Source organism: Mesorhizobium sp. CA16, from assembly GCF_020165175.1.
In the GTDB taxonomy this organism is placed as follows: domain Bacteria; phylum Pseudomonadota; class Alphaproteobacteria; order Rhizobiales; family Rhizobiaceae; genus Mesorhizobium.
The window spans coordinates 99,593-117,237 of the sequence record NZ_JAIUHP010000013.1 but is presented as its reverse complement, the minus strand read 5'-3'; the positions used below and the strand labels follow the sequence as shown (position 1 = coordinate 117,237).

The following is a 17,645-nucleotide window of genomic DNA, read 5'->3' as shown; positions in this document are numbered from 1 at the left end:
GATCTTTCGGCTTCAAGCCGGCGCCAAAAACCTCTAAGTCTCGGTTCGGACTGGGGTAATGCGGCAGACAATGGCTACAATTCCTGAACGGCAGACGTCGAAGGCGGCCGGCTGGTCGCGGCGGATCGGGGCATTCTCTTTCGTCCTTTTGCTCACCGCCGTTGCCGCTTACAGGCTGGGTCTCGTCGAGACGCCGCCTTTCCTGTGGGTCCTGGCGCTCGTGGCGCTGCTGGCTGCGCTTGCCCTGTTGCTGGCCGGTCTCGGCTTGGCCAGGGTCTGGAGCTTCGGCGATCGCGGCGGCCGCGATCTCTCCATCGGCGCGCTGCTGGCGCTGCTGGTGCTGGCACCCTACGGCGTCGCCGTCTACTGGGCGACGATCTATCCGCCGCTGCGCGACATCTCGACCGATCTCGACGATCCGCCCGCGTTAGACACGAGCGACCGCACCGCCGACATGAACGAGCTGTCGCCGCCGACCCCGGGCGAACAGGCCCTGCAGGCCGAGGCCTATCCGCTGGTCAGCGGGCGCAGCTACAATCTGCCTTTCGAAACCGTCGTCGACGCTGTCGAAACCGTGCTCGACCGCCGCGACTGGCAGTTGACGGCGCCTTATCCCGACATCAACGGGCAAAGCGAGGCGACGATCAACGCGCTGGCCAGGGGCTTTGTGCTCGGACTACCGGCCGACGTCGCCATCCGCATCACCGACGACGGCGAGCAGGTCATCGTCGACATGCGCTCGGCCTCGCGCTACGGCCGCTACGACCTTGGCGACAACGCCGCCCGCATCACCGATTTCCTTGGCGAGCTGGACCAGCAAGTCGCCGGGCAGGTCGGCGCGGCGCCGGCTGAGTGATCACGCGGCGGGGCTGAAAATGCCGTCGATCGCCGGATCGCCTTCTGTGGCCACGAGGCCGCGTGCAACCAGATCCTCGAGATGGGCAAGCACCGAAAGACCGGCGGCGCCGTATAGCCGCGGGTCGGTGTCGCGATAGATCGCCGCGACCATTTCCGCGATCGTCCGGTCTCCGGCGCGGATGCGCTCCAGGATCGCCCTTTCGCGCATCTTGCGATGCGTCTTCAGGCCGCGCATGAAGCTTTGGGGCGCGGCCACAGGTCCGCCGTGGCCAGGCAAAAGCAAGCGATCGTCGCGCGTCAAAAGCTTGTCGAGGGAGCTCATATAGTCGGCCATGGCGCCGTCCGGCGGCGCGACGATCGAGGTCGACCAGGCCATGACATGGTCGGCTGAAAACAGCGTTCCGGTTCCCTCGAGGGCAAACACGGCGTGGTTGGCGGCGTGGCCGGGCGTCAGCACGGTGCGGATGGCCCAGCCGTTGCCCTCAGTCAGCGCATTATCGGCCAGCACGACATCGGGAACGAAGGCGAGATCGGCGCTGGCGTCGAGCGGATTGACCTCGCCGATGCGCAAGGGGCGCGCCGGCCGATGCGGGCCTTCGGCAAGCGTTGCCGCGCCGGTGCGCTCTTTCAGCCGCGCCGCCAAAGGCGAATGATCGCGATGGGTGTGGCTGACGAAGATGTGGCTGACCGGTCGGCCGCCGATCGCCTTGAGCAGTGTTTCGAGATGGGCGTCGTCTTCCGGCCCTGGATCGATCACCGCCAGCGTGTCGCTGCCGACGAGATAGCTGTTGGTGCCGTGGAAGGTGAAAGGACCCGGATTTCTTGCGGTGATGCGCAGCACATCCGGCGCAACCGGAACCGCCCGGCCGTAGGCGGGAGCGAAGCTGGTGTCGAATTCAAGGGCCATGCCTGCGGGCTCCGTTGCGATGCGGCAAAGTGATTGCCGTCCGATACGGAAGCCAATATAGGAAAATCAATGGATGTCGCCCAAAACTGCGCAGCGGTTTTTGGGAGAACGACATGCATCAAGACAATTCTAAAGCGCGTCGCCTGAATGCGTTTCTGCGCGATGGGCTTTAAGAGCCAGCTAATCAGCCACCCGGCAAATCAGCCAGAATGGGGAAGACCATGGCAACTGCAACCACGATGCGCCCGCTTGTTTCTCTCACCCTGCCGGATCGGGGTGTTGCCCGGCTGGCGACCCAGCTTTTCCTGGCGCTCGCCGGAACCCTGCTGCTGACGCTTTCGGCCAAGACCAAGGTGGTGCTCGGCCCGGTCGACATCTCGCTGCAGACGCTGGCCGTGCTGCTGATCGCCTCGGCCTTCGGCCTGCGCCTTGCCGTCGCGACGCTCCTTCTCTACCTCGCCGAGGGCGCTTTTGGCCTGCCGGTCTTCCAGGGCACGCCGGAAAAGGGCATCGGCATTGTCTATATGCTGGGCTCGACGGGCGGCTATCTCGCCGGCTTCGTGGTCATGGCGGCGATCGCCGGCTGGGCCGCCGACCGCGGCTGGGACCGCGACCCGTTCAAGCTGTTCGGCGCCATGCTGATAGCGGAGGTTGTCATGATGGCCATGGGCTTTGCCTGGCTGGCCACGCTCATCGGGCCGGAAAAGTCCTGGCAGTTCGGCGTCCTGCCCTTCATCGTCGGCGACCTGATCAAGGTGGCTTTGGCCGCCAGCCTGGTGCCGGCCGTGTGGACATTGCTCAAGCGCGGCTGAGAACAATCGACGAGAAAAGGGCCGGCGGGCGACAAGCGCCCGCCGGCCCTTTTTCATGGCGCAGTCGGATTTCGCTCGAAACCGCCTTATACCAGATGATAGAAAGCGATGAAGTAACGTCGGGAAGCAGTCAAAGCCGACATTGACAAGCCAGCGCCCGAAAACTAAGCACGGGCAACTTGGCGTCGAGGCGGGGGCCGCGGTAGTTCAAGGAGAGCTTGTTGAAAGGAATTATCCTTGCGGGTGGCAGCGGAACACGTCTTTATCCGCTAACATTAGCGGTTTCTAAGCAAATATTGCCGATCTACGACAAGCCGATGATCTATTACCCGCTGAGCGTGCTGATGCTCGCGGGAATTCGCCAGATTCTGGTCATTTCAACTCCGCGCGACTTGCCGGTCTTCCAGGCGTTGCTGGGCGACGGTTCTGAATTCGGGCTGGAATTGTCCTATGCCGTGCAGGCGCAGCCCAACGGCCTCGCCGAGGCCTTCATCATCGGCCGCGACTTCATCGGCAAGGACAGCGTGTCGATGATTCTCGGCGACAACATCTATTTCGGCGGTGGCCTGTCGCAGCTCTGCCGCGAGGCGGCGACGCGCGACGGCGGCGCATCGGTCTTCGCCTATTATGTCGACGATCCCGAGCGCTATGGCGTGGTCTCCTTCGACAAGGCCACCGGCAAGGCTCTGACGATCGAGGAGAAGCCGCAAAAGCCGAAGTCCAACTGGGCCGTCACCGGTCTTTATTTCTACGACAACAAGGTAGTCGATATCGCCTCGACGATCCGCCCTTCGGCGCGCGGCGAGCTCGAGATCACCGCGGTCAACAATGTCTACCTCGATCGTGGCGAGTTGCATGTCCACCGCCTCGGCCGCGGCTATGCCTGGCTGGACACCGGCACGCATGACAGCCTGCTCGAGGCATCGTCTTTCGTGCGCACGATCGAGCATCGCCAGGGCATCAAGATCGCGTGTCCGGAGGAGATTGCGCTGGAACAGCGCTGGATCAGCGCCGACAAGGTGCTGGATCGCGCCGCGCGGCTCGGCAAGAACGAATATGCCGCCTATCTGCGCCGGCGAGTGGCCGATCTGATGGAGGAGCGCGGTGCTTGAGGTCAGGCGGCTCGGCCTCGACGGCGTGCTGGAGATCGTGCCGAAGCGGCATGGCGATGCGCGCGGTTTTTTCAGCGAGACCTGGAATGCCGAGCGCTTCGCCGAAGCCGGCATCGATCTCGTTTTCGTGCAGGACAATCACTCCTATTCCGCCGCGGCCGGCGTGCTGCGCGGCCTACATTACCAGCTGCCGCCGCGCGCGCAAGCCAAGCTGCTGCGCGTCATCCGTGGCAGCGTGCTCGATGTCGCGGTCGACATCCGCCGTTCTTCGCCCACTTTCGGCAAATGGGAAGCGCTGGAGATATCGGCCGACAAGGGCAACCAGGTCCTGGTGCCGCAGGGCTTCGCGCATGGTTTCGTAACGCTCGTGCCGCATACCGAGGTGCTCTATAAGGTGACCGACACCTATTCGCCCGGGCACGACCGCTCGATCCGCTTCGACGACCCGGCGATCGGCATCGCATGGCCGGAGATCGCGGGCGGCTTCCAGCTTTCGGACAAGGACCGCAACGCGCCGCTGCTCGGCGCGGCGGAGGTGTTCGCGTGAGGAGGGACGGCGGCATGAATTTCCTGGTCACCGGCGGCGCCGGCTTCATCGGCTCGGCCGTGTGCCGGCATCTGTGCGCCAATCCGGCCTACCGCGTCACCAATCTCGACAAGCTCACCTATGCCGGTAACCTCGCCTCGCTGCGGCCGATCGAGAACGCGCATAATTACCGCTTCGAGCACGCCGACATCTGCGACGAGCGCGCGGTGCTGGAGATCCTGCGCCGCGACGATATCGACATCGTCATGAACCTCGCCGCCGAGAGCCATGTCGACCGCTCGATCGACGGTCCAGGCGCCTTCATCGAGACCAACATCGTCGGCACCTACCGCATCCTGAACGCGGCGCTGGAATATTGGCGCGGCCTGTCCGACGAGCGCAAGGCGGGATTCCGCTTCCATCATGTCTCGACCGACGAGGTCTTCGGCGACCTGCCCTTCGACGGCGGCATGTTCGTCGAGGAGACGCCCTATGCGCCGTCCTCGCCCTATTCGGCCTCCAAGGCAGCCTCCGACCATCTGGTGCGGGCCTGGCACGAGACCTACGGCCTGCCGGTGGTGCTTTCCAACTGCTCGAACAATTACGGCCCCTACCATTTCCCGGAAAAGCTGATCCCTCTGGTCATCCTCAACGCGCTCGACGAGAAGCCGCTGCCCGTCTACGGCGCCGGTGCCAATGTGCGCGACTGGCTGTTCGTCGAGGACCACGCGCGCGCCCTGGAGCTGGTGGCGACCAGGGGGCGGCCGGGCGAGAGCTACAATGTCGGCGGCAATTCCGAGCGCACCAATCTCGGCGTCGTCGAGGCGATCTGCGACCTGCTCGATCTCAGGCGGCCGCGCGCCGGCGGCAAGCGCCATCGCGAACTGATCACCTTCGTCACCGACCGCCCCGGCCATGACCGGCGCTATGCGATCGACGCCTCCAAGATCGCGCGCGACCTCGGCTGGGCGCCGCGGGAGGATTTCGACAGCGGCCTGGCCCGGACCGTCGACTGGTATCTCGACAACAAATGGTGGTGGGGGCCGATCCGCGAGCAGCGCTACGATGGCGCGCGGCTGGGCCGGGCTGCGGCGCGCCCGGTCGAGAACGCCCCAGCCGAGAATGCCTTGATCGGCAACGCCCCGATCGGCACTGCAAAGACCGAAAGCGGCCCGGCGGGGGACGCGGCCGAGAGTAGGAAGGTGACCACGTGAGGCTTGCCGTCACCGGACGCGAAGGCCAAGTTGCCGCAAGCCTGGTCGAGGCGGCGCGGGGTCGCGACGATGTCGAAGTCGTCGCCGTCGGCCGCCCGGCGCTGGACCTTGCGCGACCCGACACCGTGCTCGCGGCCCTTGAAGCGGCAAGGCCCGACATCGTCGTGTCCGCCGCCGCCTACACCGCCGTCGACCAGGCCGAGGACGAGAAGGACCTGGCCTTCGCCGTGAACGCAACCGGCGCCGGCAAGGTAGCGCAAGCCGCCGCAAGGCTCGGCGTTCCCGTCATACATCTGTCGACCGACTATGTCTTCGACGGCGCCAAGGACGGCGCCTATGTCGAGACCGACCCGACCGCCCCGCTCGGCGTCTACGGCGCCTCCAAGCTCGCCGGCGAGGAGGCGGTCGCCGCGGCCAACCCGCGCCACCTCATCCTGCGCACGGCCTGGGTCTACAGCCCCTTCGGAAGGAACTTCGTCAAGACCATGCTGAGGCTGGCCGCCGACCGCGACGAGATATCGGTCGTCGCCGACCAGTGGGGCAATCCGACCTCGGCGCTCGACATCGCCGACGCGATCCTGCATGCGGCGCCGAGGCTGGTCGGCGACGGCAGTTTCGCCGCCTTCGGCGTCTATCATCTGGCGGGCGAGGGCGACACCAACTGGAGCGGCTTTGCCCGTCACATCCTCGACACAAGCCGGGCGTTTGGTGGCCCGCACGCGAAAGTGCGAGATATCGCGACGGCGGATTATCCGACCAAGGCCAGGCGGCCGCAAAATTCGCGGCTTTCGAGTGCGAAGTTTGCAAGCGTGTTCGGGTGGCAGGCGCCGGGGTGGCGCGAGTCGAGCGAAAATGTGGTTCGGCGGCTGGGGGGCGGCGAGACGAAACAGGCATTGAGTGCATGAACAAGCATCCAGCACCGGAGCAACTGCGCGATGCGAGCGCGCAGTCGGCCGATCAAGCGGCGCCGAAGAAGGGCGCCAGGGCCAAGTCCGCGAAGACCAAGCCCGCGAAGCGCACCTGCATCATGGTGCTCGGCATGCACCGCTCGGGGACGAGCGCGCTCACGAGGGTGCTCAGTCTGCTTGGCGCGGAACTGCCGAAGAATTTGCTCGGGGCAAATCCGACAAACCCAACGGGCCACTGGGAACCCTCGCAACTGATCGAGTTGCACGACCAGATGTTGGAGGAGGCGGGCAGCAGATGGGATGACTGGCGGAGCTTCGATCTCGGCAACTTGCCGAACGCACGAGCCCAATTCTACAGAGCCGAGATCGCACGCATTATCGACGAGGAATATAGCGATGCGTCTTTTTTGGTGCTCAAGGAGCCGCGCATCTCACGTTTTGTGCCGCTCTACGCGAACATTTTAAAATCGATGAAAATCGACGTGCGGTACGTTCTGGCAAGTCGCAATCCGCTTGCGGTCATAGCTTCGCTTGGCAAACGGGATCGCTCAACACCAGGCTTCGGTGCCCTGCTTTGGCTTCGCCATGAACTTGACGCGGAGCGATCGACGCGGGGTTCGCTGCGTGCGTTCGTTTCCTACGAGGGGATAATGCAGGACTGGCGGCTAAGGCTGGACAGGATTGCGGAGGCGCTTTCGGTTACGTGGCCAAGGCCGATAGAAGAGGCCGCAGCTGAAATTGATGCCCATATATCCCAGGACCATCAACACCATGCGGCGTCTGATGGCGCGCTCTTCGCCGACGAGCGTGTCGCCAGCTGGGTCAAAGATGCCTATTCGGCACTCAGGGCTTTGGAGACAGACCCCAATGACCCCGACGCCATGGAGGTTCTTGATCGCATCAAGTCTGGGTTCGACGCCGTCGCCCCGGTTTTCGGCGAAGCGTTTTTTCCTGAGCTGCAGGCACGACAGCAGGTTCTTTCCGAAGCGCAGGTGGGTTTGCAGCGAACTTTAGAAGACCAAGCGACCAGGGCTGCTCAGCTTGCAGTTGAGATTCAGCAGAAAAACACAGAGATAGCCCGATATGGTCGCCGTCTTGCGGAAGCTCAAGCCGCAATGGATGAGGTAATCGAACGTAACGCCGAAGAGAAAGAGAAACTTAGCTCCAATCTTTCGACGGCTATAGAAAACAATTTAAGATTATCAGAAATGTTGAATAAAGCTAAGTCGGAAATTATCGCGGAGAGAGTTCGAGCGTTGTCGGAGCGCCAGAACGGCGCGCTCGAATCTCAGATAACGCAAGAAGATATTTCGGGCCTCTCTGGTGGGAAAAGTGATCCTTTGCGAATAGCCCGGCCGGAGCGAATGAATGCCACTAGGCTTTTCCGGCGCTTACGGCAGTCCCGTACGCATCGTGGCAGCTGGTTAAATGTGGCAAAGGCTATCTATAGCAGGGTAGCTCTGAAAGGGGTAAGGCAGACCACCCTCGATGGGCTCTCCCTTCTTCGTCTTCCAGATGCCCAAATCGCCGAAAATCTTCTTAGGGAAAAAGAAGAGGTGTCATCTCGCCTTAAGCTGTCGACGTTTTCAACGTCCAGTCTTTCCGGTCCAACCATATCCGTGTTGATGCCGGTTTACAGGTCGCCACCCAAGTTTCTGGAGCGGGCGATACTGTCCGTAGTAGCTCAGGAATACCAAAATTGGGAGCTCGTGATAGTCGACGATTGTTCGCAAGACAGTGAAATCACGAACCTCCTGGAGAGGTACGCTTCTCTCGACAGTCGGATAAAGGTGAGCGGTCTTCTTGAGAATGGAGGCATATCCGAAGCCACCAATCGCGCGCTAGATCAGTCGTCTGGTCAGTACATTGCCCTCTTAGATCATGATGATCTCCTTACAAAGGATGCGCTTCTGCGTATCGCAGAAGTTATAGTGGAAGATCCTGCTGTCGATTTCCTCTATTCCGACGAGTGCAAGATCGATGCTGATGATCGCCCTGTGGAAATTTTTTGCAAACCGGACTGGAGTCCTCATCTCCTATTCAACTGCATGTATACCGCTCATCTAACTGCGTATCGAAAGAGCCTTGTTCATGAGGTTGGCGGCTTCCGCAGCGAATATGATTTCTCGCAAGACTATGATCTGGCCTTGCGGGTATCAGAGTGCTTCAAGAAAGTCGTGCATATAGAGCGTGTTCTCTACGGTTGGCGAATGATCGAAGGGTCGGCGTCGGTAGGCGGGAAGGACTATGCTCGAATTTCAAATGTCGCCGCGCTCGAAGATGCAATTCGGCGCCGAAATTATGGTGGTCAAGCATTGGCTCTGCCATATGCGAACCGAGTTTATCGAGATTCAAGTCTCTTTTCGGATGTATTTGTATCAATTGTAATCCCATCCGATAGTGCGGAGAATATCAAATCCTCAATAGATTCAATCTTTAGTAAAACAGATTATGGCTTCTTCGAAATCGTCGTTGTGACGAATACGAAAATAGCGGAAAATTTATCAAAAGAATATAGAAAAGTTAAATTTTCCATATTTGATAAAGTATTTAATTTTTCTGAAAAGTGTAATCAGGGAGCGCGCGATTCGCTCGGAAAGTACATAGTATTCTTTAATGATGATGTTCGGGTAATTTCGAGGGATTGGCTTTCGAGCTTACTGGAGATCGCGACGCTGGAGGGCGTCGGCGTCGTAGGCCCGAAGTTGCTCTATGAGAATGGTTTGATTCAGCATGCGGGAATGGTGACCGGGGTCCGGGGGCTAGTTGGAACTGCGTTTCATTGCCTCCCCGACATGACAGCGGAACATTACAACTTTGCTCAGTCCGTCCGCGATGTGTCTTTAATTTGTGGCGCGTGCTTGATGATAGCTCGTGACATATTTTTCGAGATTGAAGGGTTTGACGACGAGAATTTCCCGATCTCACATTCTGACGTCGATCTGTGCCTTAAGGTAAGAGATAGAGGATACAGCTGCGTTTACTCACCATATTCACGCTTATACCACATAGGTCATGCATCTATCGGCGAGGAAGAAAAGAAAGACACGAAGCACAAAAAGGATAAGGCTGATATCAACCTTATAAAAAGGTGGACAAACGCGATTAGCCGAGACCCTTTCTACACCAGGAAGATGAAAGCATTGTTATATCACGACTCGCAGGAGGAATTTCAGGTATATCCTGGAACCAGAGCGGTTAGCCAATTAGATCGCCTGTATAGCACTGGCCGGGATATATTAATAATTTCTCATGATATGACTGAAAGTGGTGCGCCGCGCGTTGTTCTCGATCTAGCTAAGGCGCTTTCAGATGCAGGAAACTTCGTTGTTGTGGCTGCGCCTACCGACGGCCCGATGCGATCGTATATCAACGAGCTTGGCATAACGGTTATCGTTGATGAACTTCTCCTCGCGCGCCATGAAACCGTTCTCAAGTTCGGCAGGAATTTCGATGCGGTAATCGTGAATACGGTGGTCGGGTGGCCGGTTGTATCTCAGCTTGCCGAAGCGGTACCCACCTTTTGGTACATCCACGAAAGCGAATTCGCGAAGGATCTTTTCTCATCGAATCTAGATGCCAGGCAGGCTCTGGAGAAAGCTGCAGGCGTCTGGGTCGGGAGCCAGATTGCCGGCCGCGCGGTCGAGCCGTTCTTTCGGGACTATTCCGTTGTCCCGTATGGCACGTCGACGATCGGCTCAGTTCCGAAGCTTCAGGAATCGAAAGTCAGCGAGACCGACAGAGTCGTCATTTCGGTGCTGGGCTCTTACGAGCCACGCAAGGGGCAGGACTTGGCGATTCTGGCTCTGGATAAGTTGGAGAAAAACGCTCGGCGTATGTGTGAGTTGCGATTGGCTGGCCGAATTCTCAACCTGGGGTACTACACCCAGATTAACGAGATGGCGGACATTAGAGTGGGTGTTTCGATGGAGGGCGCTCTCAGCCATGCGGAATACGAGAGGGCGCTGCATGAAACAGACATACTTCTTGTCTCTTCGCGCGATGACACGCTGCCACTGGTCTCGATCGATGCTCTGCGGTGTGGAAAGATTCTAATATGCTCGACCACCGTCGGGACCGCTGAGTTTATTAAGGATGGCGTGTCCGGTTATGTGGCCGAGGATCCCAGTCCAGCTAATCTCGCGGCTGCCCTCAAACGGGCGATTGGCGAGAGAACAAAATGGTGCGATATCGGAGATGCTGCCAAGGCAGTTTTTGAAGCCCATTTTTCGTCGGAAGCCTTTGCTCGCGAAATACTGCAGCGTTTGACATCCCGTTTGGACAGAGACGAAAAGCGTGCGGCATGAGCCAGTTTGAAGCTGTGCCCTACCGCCCTGACTGTCCGAAGCTGAATGAAATGGACCCGATGCCGAAAGGGGCACGTGGATGATCGGCATTTTTGGAGCTTCCGGATTTATTGGGCGAAACCTCGTCGATCTTTTCGCCCAGAAGAAAGTTCCATTCCGCGGCTTTGTTCGGCGGGAGCGGTTTGTCCAGTCGCCCAATATGACACTTGTTGATTTCGATGATCCTTCAACCTATCGCGATCATCTCAGCGGCCTGGACGCAGTAGTGCTGCTTGTCAGCGCATCCGTTCCGGCCACCTTTGCAAATGATCTCGTTTCCGAGGTGAACCGGAACGTCCTCCCGCATATCAAATTCCTGCAAAGTATCCGCGGAACCTCAATACGACATGTGATCTATCTCTCGTCGGGTGGAACTATCTACGGAGTGCCCCAGCAGTCGAGCATCACTGAAGCCCATCCAACACTCCCTATAAGTACCTACGGATGCGGCAAGCTTATGATTGAGAATGCCATAAGAACGATGTCAGTCGGAGGAGAATGGAGTTACTCAATTCTTCGCGCATCCAACCCCATTGGTAAATATCAGTCGCCTGAGAAGGGACAGGGCCTTGTGGCTGCTGCCGTCCGAGCTGCCTTTCTTGGTGTGCCGATTGATATTTGGGGTAACGGCGAAGCTTTGCGCGATTACATGGACGTACGGGATCTTTGCGTTGCCATTGATACGATGCTGAGACCGCAGTTGCGGCGAAACGCAATATACAACGTTGGCTTGGGGAGGTCGTTCACTGTAAATCAGATAATCGATCTTTGCTCCTATGCGTGCGGCCGGCCGGTCCGCCGAAATTACATTTCTGAAAAGCCGTTCCTTGTCAAAGATGTAGAGTTAAACTGTGATGCCATACGCCGCGATACGGGATGGAGCGCTGTTTATGATGTTTCTGACGCAATACAGAGTTTAGTTCTCGAGTACGAAACAAAGATTCAGCCCGTAACATGAACTTAAGTTTGCTTATAATTTCCTTGATTCGCCGTGAAGTTGTCGGACGGTATCGCGGTTCTGCGCTTGGCCTGCTGTGGTCTCTGCTGAATCCATTGTTTATGCTTGCTGTATACACCTTTATTTTCGGCGTAGTTATGAAGTCTCGATGGACGATGCCTAATCAGCAGAGCGCCACGGATTCCACTGGTGAGTATGCGGTTGTCCTGTTCTGCGGACTGATCGTCTTTCAGTTTTTCGCAGAGGTCATTTCGCTGGCGCCCAGCTTGATTGTAGGCAACGCAAACTATGTCAAGAAGATCGTCTTCCCGATCCAGATACTGCCGGTAGTTTCGGCCGGCGCGGCGTTATTCCATACCGCTGTCAGCCTGCTTGTGCTGCTTGTTTTTGCTTACGTCGTGTTCGGTCATGTTCCGCTGTCGGTGTTTCTGGCGCCGTTAGCATTTATGCCGCTAGTTGCCCTGGTTCTAGGTATAGCCTGGGTGTTGGCATCGGTCGGCGTTTATTTTCGTGACATGGGCCAGATCGTGGCGCCACTGATAACAGCAACAATGTTCTTGTCGCCGGTTTTCTTCCAGAGAACTGCGCTGCCGACTTGGCTTCAACCTTGGCTTTCGCTCAACCCGTTGGCAATTCCGGTCGAGAGTTTCAGAAACGTAGTCATTTTCGGCGTACAACCGGACTGGGCAGCACTCGGTTATTATTCACTGGTGGCAATTGTGATTGCGTATCTCGGCTACCAGTTTTTCCAAAAGACCCGCAGGGGCTTTGCCGATGTCCTTTAAAGCGCTCGACATCGGCTCTGATCGCCACGGACACCTAGATGTTGCCATTCGGGTGCGCGACGTATCCAAACACCACGTCATGTTTGAGCGGCCGGAGGATCGGTTCAAACAGATGGTGATCCCGCGCGTTGAGCGTTTGGTCGGCAGACCACCGCGCCGCTATTTTCGTGATTTCGCCGCTTTGTCTGGCATTTCATTCGAGATAGGTCGGGGCGAAACGGTTGGCATCATCGGCCGCAACGGCTCGGGTAAATCAACATTGCTGCAGATTGTCTGCGGCACGCTTCCGCCAACCAGCGGTTCGGTTGAGGTGAACGGCCGCATAGCGGCCCTGCTTGAACTTGGAGCTGGTTTCAATCCAGAATTCACAGGCCGCGAAAACGTCTTCCTCAACGCCTCGATTCTCGGCATTCCACGTAAGGAAATGGAATGGCGTTTTGACGACATCGCGCGCTTTGCCGATATCGGACCTTTTGTCGACCAACCGGTGAAGACATATTCGTCCGGCATGTATGTGCGCCTGGCCTTTGCGACTGCGATCAACGTCGATCCGGACATTTTGGTGGTGGATGAGGCTCTGTCAGTGGGGGATGAGGCGTTCCAACGCAAATGTTTCGCCCGCATCGAAGACATTAAGGACAAGGGCGGTACTATCTTGTTCGTTAGCCACAGCGCTCAGACTATCGTACAACTGTGCAGCAGAGCGATGCTTATTGATGCTGGCGAGAAGATACTTGAGGGCCGACCGAAAGCTGTGGTGAGTCAATATCAGCGGCTGGTGAACGCAAGTGCTGATGGCGCGGCGGAAATCAGGGCGGGCATCGTTGCCATGTGGAACCCAGCGTCATCGCCCCTTGACCCAGCTGGAGCAGATCTTGACACAGGAGCTAGACTTGATCCGGGCGCTGAAAATTCGCAGCGATCCATCGACCAGGCTGAACGTAGTAAACTCGCAGCCGAACAAAATATAGAATCTTCAGACCGATTTGATCTATCGCTGATCTCAAAGTCGACAGTCTATCAAGAGGAAAGAGGCGCTCGAATTCACGGCGTTCGCATTCTCACCGTAGGTGGCGAGCAGGTAAACGTTCTCAGGCTCGGACGACGATATGTCGTGGAATATTCGTGCGATTTTTCTATCGACGCCACACGCGTGGGGTTCGGCATCGGCATCACGACGGCTACAGGCCTTCATGTGGCGGGCGCGAAATGCCAAGCGTCTCGAATCGACGTGGCGAGGAAAGGTTCATCCATTAGGTCGCGCTTCGAATTCACGTGCCTGCTGCTGCCTGGTCATTACTTCGTAACGTGCCAAGTGCGCGGATTGCCGGAGATGGACGAGGTTCCTCTTCATCGAGTCATTGATGCTCTCACCTTCAAAGTCGCCGAGGAACATGACAATCTAGCTGCTGGCCTCGTCGATCTCTCTATGGTCGTAGCAGTTGATCGGTGAGCAAATGTCCGTGCCATTAACTGGGCTCGAAGCGCAATTCCCGGCTGTTTCGATCGGTAGCAACGGAACGACGTTGTCGTTCGTGCATGCTTGGCCTTCGACATTCAATATCGGGGACTATCTTTCTAGCCCCCGTCATTATTTCGATTTCGAGTGTTACCCAGCGTCAGAAAGTGGGTTCTCTCGAGTTCTTATTTTGGGCGGTGGTGCCTTCAACGACATTGGAGCCTACGCCAGTTCTTTGGTGGAGGCGGACCAGAAAATCGCATGGGGCATTGGCCGGAGCGTCCCGTCGCCAGAGGATTTCGGGAAATCCGGTCCGTCAATCCCGGCGAATTTTTCCGCCTTTGGCTCAAGGGACCGCGCCCTTGTTGCAGCCAACCGTCCTTTGGTCCCTTGCGCCAGCGTGATGGGAGACATTGTAGATATCCCCCGCGGAGATGCGCTGGGTTTTTTTCTCAATCAGAATCCGGCTGTCAGTGGAGAGTCGCTCGTCGACATCTTTTCGACGATCGATTCTGAGGCGGTAGTCGGCACCAATTCACTTTCGGAAACCGAATTCCGGGCCAAGTTCGCGCTGACCGCAAAGATTGTGACCAACTCCTACCATGTCGCCTATTGGGGGCTTCTATCAGGTCGACAAGTTGCTTTGATCGGCTACTCCTCCAAATTTGCCAGCATTTTAGACCTCTTCGAACTTCCCGACAGCGTCGTCCAATATCAACGCGGCGACGGTGTCAGACTGTTGGGAGCAATTGAACGCGCGCTACGGAGTGATTCGTTTTCTCGCCTCGCGTCGCCGATGGAAACCAAACGGGCTTTTCGACAGGCCAATGTCGACTACGCTCAGCACCTCGTGACCACCGGCCTTTTCCGGCAAATTGAAGCCTTGGATGAATCGAGTATTCGTCGGAAGAAGCGGGAAATCGAGGTCTGGCGAGCATATTCGCTCACCCGCCGCTAAGCTAAACTTCCCATTTGGTCGGTTCCACAGTATGCAGCATTTGGAACCGCCGGAAGACCGTATTGTTCATATGAAGCCTGCGAAATATCTCGTTGAGAATACTTGAGGCGGTGGTTGGTTTGTCGCAAATGGATTTTAATCTTGCGTTCAGGTTTGCCACCATGTCTCCGCCGCCCACCATGAAAGGCGTTACGCCGTCAAAGAGTGTTATGCCGCTCTCCGGAAAACGCTGATATTCCTCGGCTTCTGTGGTCTTCATCCAAATTTCGGTTTCATAGAGTTTGACCGTATTCACCAGGAGCGATCCGGCCAGCGCCAGCGCGCGCTCGGCTCTGTCGGAAGAATAGTCAGCAATTGTATCGCAAGCTGAGACAAGCCATCGCGTACTCAATCGCTGCAGCAACAACGTCTCGCATTCTTGCCACATCTGTTGGAAACGTTTCCAGCTACGCTCCTCCGCTACGCCTCGGCGTAGAAGAACGTTCATCGCGGCATGAGCAAATTCAATTTCGGTTCTCCCGATGAATTCCCGCCTTACCATCTCAAGATGCTCCGAAAGATCTTGCTTACGTCCAACCGGAAGAGAGGGGGCCTCTCCAAGGACCACGCTACTTGCAAGGTCGTGAAGTTGACGAGTGAAGAGGGGCTCTAGACCTCCAACAGATCCCCGGCTGCGTTTCTGGAAAGCCCGTCTGATCCGAAACATCTAAGATTCTCTCTTGTCTCCGTCAAAGGTCGATATCGCGAGTCTCATGTAGCAATGCCGACTTGGGGAAGAGCGCGCAAACGCTAGAGATTGATGTCGCCAAAGCTTGTTTGGACCTGTTATGGAGGCCCGATGTTCGGGACGCTTCGCCTCTTTCTGGCAATACTGGTTGTCTACACCCATCTCGGGCCACCGCACGGCTCTTCGCTCGGAAAGCACGCGGTGTTTGGCTTCTATGTCCTATCTGGCTATCTGATGACACGGGTCTTGAATGAAATCTATCGGTTTCGCATAGGCCCGTTTGCGCTAAACCGATTCCTTCGCCTTTACCCTATGTACCTTCTGGTGGCGGTTCTGTCGGTGCCGGCAGTGATTTTTTTGGACGACCCTGGTGAGTTTAACAATAGGTACGGAATGCCGGATGGCGCCTGGCCGTGGCTGCAGAGCTTTCTTTTGCTGCCGACAGTCAACATGCCACCGTTCCGGCTGGTTCCGGTGAGCTGGTCGATTGCCGTGGAATTGATCAACTATGCGATATTGTGTGCTTTTTCTGCGCGCAATTCACGCTTCGCGTGGATGGCCTTCGTTGTGTCTGTTGCCGTGCATGCGGTGGTCCTCCTGGTCACAGATGACCACAACGTACGCTATTTCCCATGGTATGCAGCGATGCTGCCATTCTCGGTCGGTGCGCTGAGCTACTTCTATGGTAAGGACGTTATGCAAGCATTGGCGCGTTTGAGTCGGCATTGGCGACTGATGGTTGGGGCTGGCTGGGCCGGCATTCTGGCGATAGCATTTTATCTCGGTGCCATTGACCGCCTGGCGCCAGAAATTGTCTCCTATCTCAGCATAGTATCCATGGGTACGATCGTTATCGCACTGCAAGATTTGAAGCCTGGCAATGCAGACAAAGCTATGGGTGAACTGGCCTATCCCATCTTCTTGACGCACTATCTAGTGGCGGTTGCTGTGGATCGTCTCATCCTTGGCTCGATGCCGAGAGGCTTGATCCTGTTTTTTGTGTCGCTGATTGTGATGCTAGTACTGTCTCAAGTGCTGGTAGTGCTCCAACGTGCCTTTGTCGATCCGATCAGAGACCGGGTTCGTGAGGAAGGCCGGGCAAAGCAGCCGTTCATTGCAACCGCCACTATGCGCCGTTCTTTCTAAGTACAAAGAGTGCCTCGTTCCTGATCGCGGACTCAAAGCATTTCTCAAAGCCGAACAATGCAGATAGCCGGTCGAGATGTTCCGAAAACGTCTCCCTCATCCACGTATGGACATGGATATCTATGCGGTTCTTCAGACCGTTTTCGGCCGCTGGCATCAGCTCGAAATCTGCAAACGCCGGTTGCGAAAGCGGGTGCACGTAGCGGCAGTGTTCAACATATGCCGCCAGGAGTGTCGGTTCCCCGCCGGTCCTCAAATCTTCCATGAGATGATCGAATGATGTCGGCGGTCGGTAGCGGTCGGTAGTGAATCTCATATCTGGCACCGCGATGATGTAGACTCCTCCAGGTTTCAATCGGGCTAATCCTTCGCGGATAGAGCCAAAGGGATTGGCCAAATGCTCGATCACATGCGCCGAAATGATGAAGTCGAGGCTATTAAGCTTTGTCCCGGCAAAGGTCTCCGCATCGATAAAGCCACCTTCGGTGATATTTCGGTCTGCAAAGTGATTCCTCAACGTCTCATTGTCGCGGATATCGCCGTAGATTACAGTGGCCATCGACGGCACCGGAAAGGGGCGATTGCCCGCACCGACTTCGATCCCGACGCCATTGACAAAGGCATTAGAAATCAGCGTCCTTGCACCAACGACCTCGTTAAGACCCGTCTTGTCTTCGACGCGCCGACGATCACGATGTAACGCTGCAGCGACATTAGCTAGTTCGCGGTGCGGGCGTTCCAACCAAAACTCTACCATCTCGTCCGCATGTGTTTCGGTCACGGGTGAACGGCTCCTGCCTGCAAGTTTTCGAATCACGCCGATCGGCCACTGAAGGAAAGGGAATTTCCGAGCGATTTCCGTGCTTCGCATCTTGCGTTCCCTACATCATTCTTTTTGGTAACCCAAGAGTGGGCGGTGACACATTAAT

The 17,645-nt window shown here is 57.3% G+C and carries 15 protein-coding genes; 12 read left to right on the top strand and 3 right to left on the bottom strand.

What is annotated here, in order from left to right:
* The first annotated feature begins 70 nt into the window (after positions 1-70).
* Positions 71-856, top strand: coding sequence for a DUF1499 domain-containing protein (locus LB525_RS18940; RefSeq protein WP_140846211.1), 786 nt, complete (start codon positions 71-73; stop codon positions 854-856).
* Here LB525_RS18940 and LB525_RS18935 read toward each other — a convergent pair whose 3' ends face one another.
* Positions 857-1,765, bottom strand: coding sequence for an MBL fold metallo-hydrolase (locus LB525_RS18935; protein WP_224545783.1), 909 nt, complete (start codon positions 1,763-1,765; stop codon positions 857-859).
* A gap of 221 nt (positions 1,766-1,986) precedes the next feature.
* On the opposite strand from LB525_RS18935, the gene LB525_RS18930 reads away from it, so the two are divergent.
* The 10 genes from LB525_RS18930 to LB525_RS18885 all read left to right on the top strand — a co-directional run bounded on the left by LB525_RS18930 (position 1,987) and on the right by LB525_RS18885 (position 14,843).
* Positions 1,987-2,577 (top strand): biotin transporter BioY, encoded by a 591-nt coding sequence (locus LB525_RS18930; protein WP_140846213.1) that lies wholly within the window; start codon positions 1,987-1,989, stop codon positions 2,575-2,577.
* Positions 2,578-2,798: 221 nt separating this feature from the next.
* A complete protein-coding gene (gene rfbA / locus LB525_RS18925; RefSeq protein WP_224545781.1) occupies positions 2,799-3,689 on the top strand; it encodes a glucose-1-phosphate thymidylyltransferase RfbA in 891 nt (296 codons plus the stop codon).
* A complete protein-coding gene (rfbC, locus tag LB525_RS18920) occupies positions 3,682-4,236 on the top strand; it encodes a dTDP-4-dehydrorhamnose 3,5-epimerase (protein WP_224545779.1) in 555 nt (184 codons plus the stop codon). The genes rfbA and rfbC overlap by 8 nt, the downstream gene beginning before the upstream one ends.
* 14 nt (positions 4,237-4,250) lie before the next feature.
* Positions 4,251-5,429 carry a dTDP-glucose 4,6-dehydratase gene (gene rfbB, locus LB525_RS18915; RefSeq protein ID WP_224545917.1) on the top strand — a complete coding sequence of 393 codons (1,179 nt, stop codon included), beginning with the start codon at positions 4,251-4,253 and terminating at the stop codon, positions 5,427-5,429.
* The gene (gene rfbD, locus LB525_RS18910) at positions 5,426-6,334 is read left to right on the top strand and encodes a dTDP-4-dehydrorhamnose reductase (protein WP_224545777.1); all 909 of its coding nucleotides are present in this window, start codon (positions 5,426-5,428) and stop codon (positions 6,332-6,334) included. Before rfbB ends, rfbD begins: the two co-directional genes overlap by 4 nt.
* Positions 6,331-10,644 (top strand): glycosyltransferase, encoded by a 4,314-nt coding sequence (locus LB525_RS18905; RefSeq protein WP_224545775.1) that lies wholly within the window; start codon positions 6,331-6,333, stop codon positions 10,642-10,644. The genes rfbD and LB525_RS18905 overlap by 4 nt, the downstream gene beginning before the upstream one ends.
* A 79-nt stretch (positions 10,645-10,723) precedes the next feature.
* Positions 10,724-11,641 carry an NAD-dependent epimerase/dehydratase family protein gene (locus LB525_RS18900; RefSeq protein ID WP_224545773.1) on the top strand — a complete coding sequence of 306 codons (918 nt, stop codon included), beginning with the start codon at positions 10,724-10,726 and terminating at the stop codon, positions 11,639-11,641.
* The gene (locus LB525_RS18895; RefSeq protein ID WP_224545771.1) at positions 11,638-12,426 is read left to right on the top strand and encodes an ABC transporter permease; all 789 of its coding nucleotides are present in this window, start codon (positions 11,638-11,640) and stop codon (positions 12,424-12,426) included. The genes LB525_RS18900 and LB525_RS18895 overlap by 4 nt, the downstream gene beginning before the upstream one ends.
* Positions 12,416-13,879: an ABC transporter ATP-binding protein gene (locus tag LB525_RS18890; protein WP_224545769.1), complete on the top strand. Its 1,464-nt coding sequence runs from the start codon at positions 12,416-12,418 to the stop codon at positions 13,877-13,879. Before LB525_RS18895 ends, LB525_RS18890 begins: the two co-directional genes overlap by 11 nt.
* Positions 13,869-14,843, top strand: a complete 975-nt coding sequence (locus LB525_RS18885) for a hypothetical protein (RefSeq protein ID WP_224545767.1) — start codon at positions 13,869-13,871, stop codon at positions 14,841-14,843. The genes LB525_RS18890 and LB525_RS18885 overlap by 11 nt, the downstream gene beginning before the upstream one ends.
* 1 nt (position 14,844) lies before the next feature.
* Here the strand turns inward: LB525_RS18885 and LB525_RS18880 are convergent, their stop codons facing one another.
* Entirely contained in the window at positions 14,845-15,384 is a 540-nt protein-coding gene (locus LB525_RS18880) for a hypothetical protein (RefSeq protein ID WP_224545765.1), read from the bottom strand.
* A gap of 297 nt (positions 15,385-15,681) precedes the next feature.
* Between LB525_RS18880 and LB525_RS18875 the strand changes: the two genes are divergently transcribed.
* Positions 15,682-16,716: an acyltransferase family protein gene (locus tag LB525_RS18875; RefSeq protein ID WP_224545763.1), complete on the top strand. Its 1,035-nt coding sequence runs from the start codon at positions 15,682-15,684 to the stop codon at positions 16,714-16,716.
* Here LB525_RS18875 and LB525_RS18870 read toward each other — a convergent pair.
* Positions 16,697-17,497 carry a class I SAM-dependent methyltransferase gene (locus LB525_RS18870; RefSeq protein WP_224545761.1) on the bottom strand — a complete coding sequence of 267 codons (801 nt, stop codon included), beginning with the start codon at positions 17,495-17,497 and terminating at the stop codon, positions 16,697-16,699. The two genes, LB525_RS18875 and LB525_RS18870, sit on opposite strands and share 20 nt — an antisense overlap.
* Between the last annotated feature and the right edge of the window lie 148 nt (positions 17,498-17,645).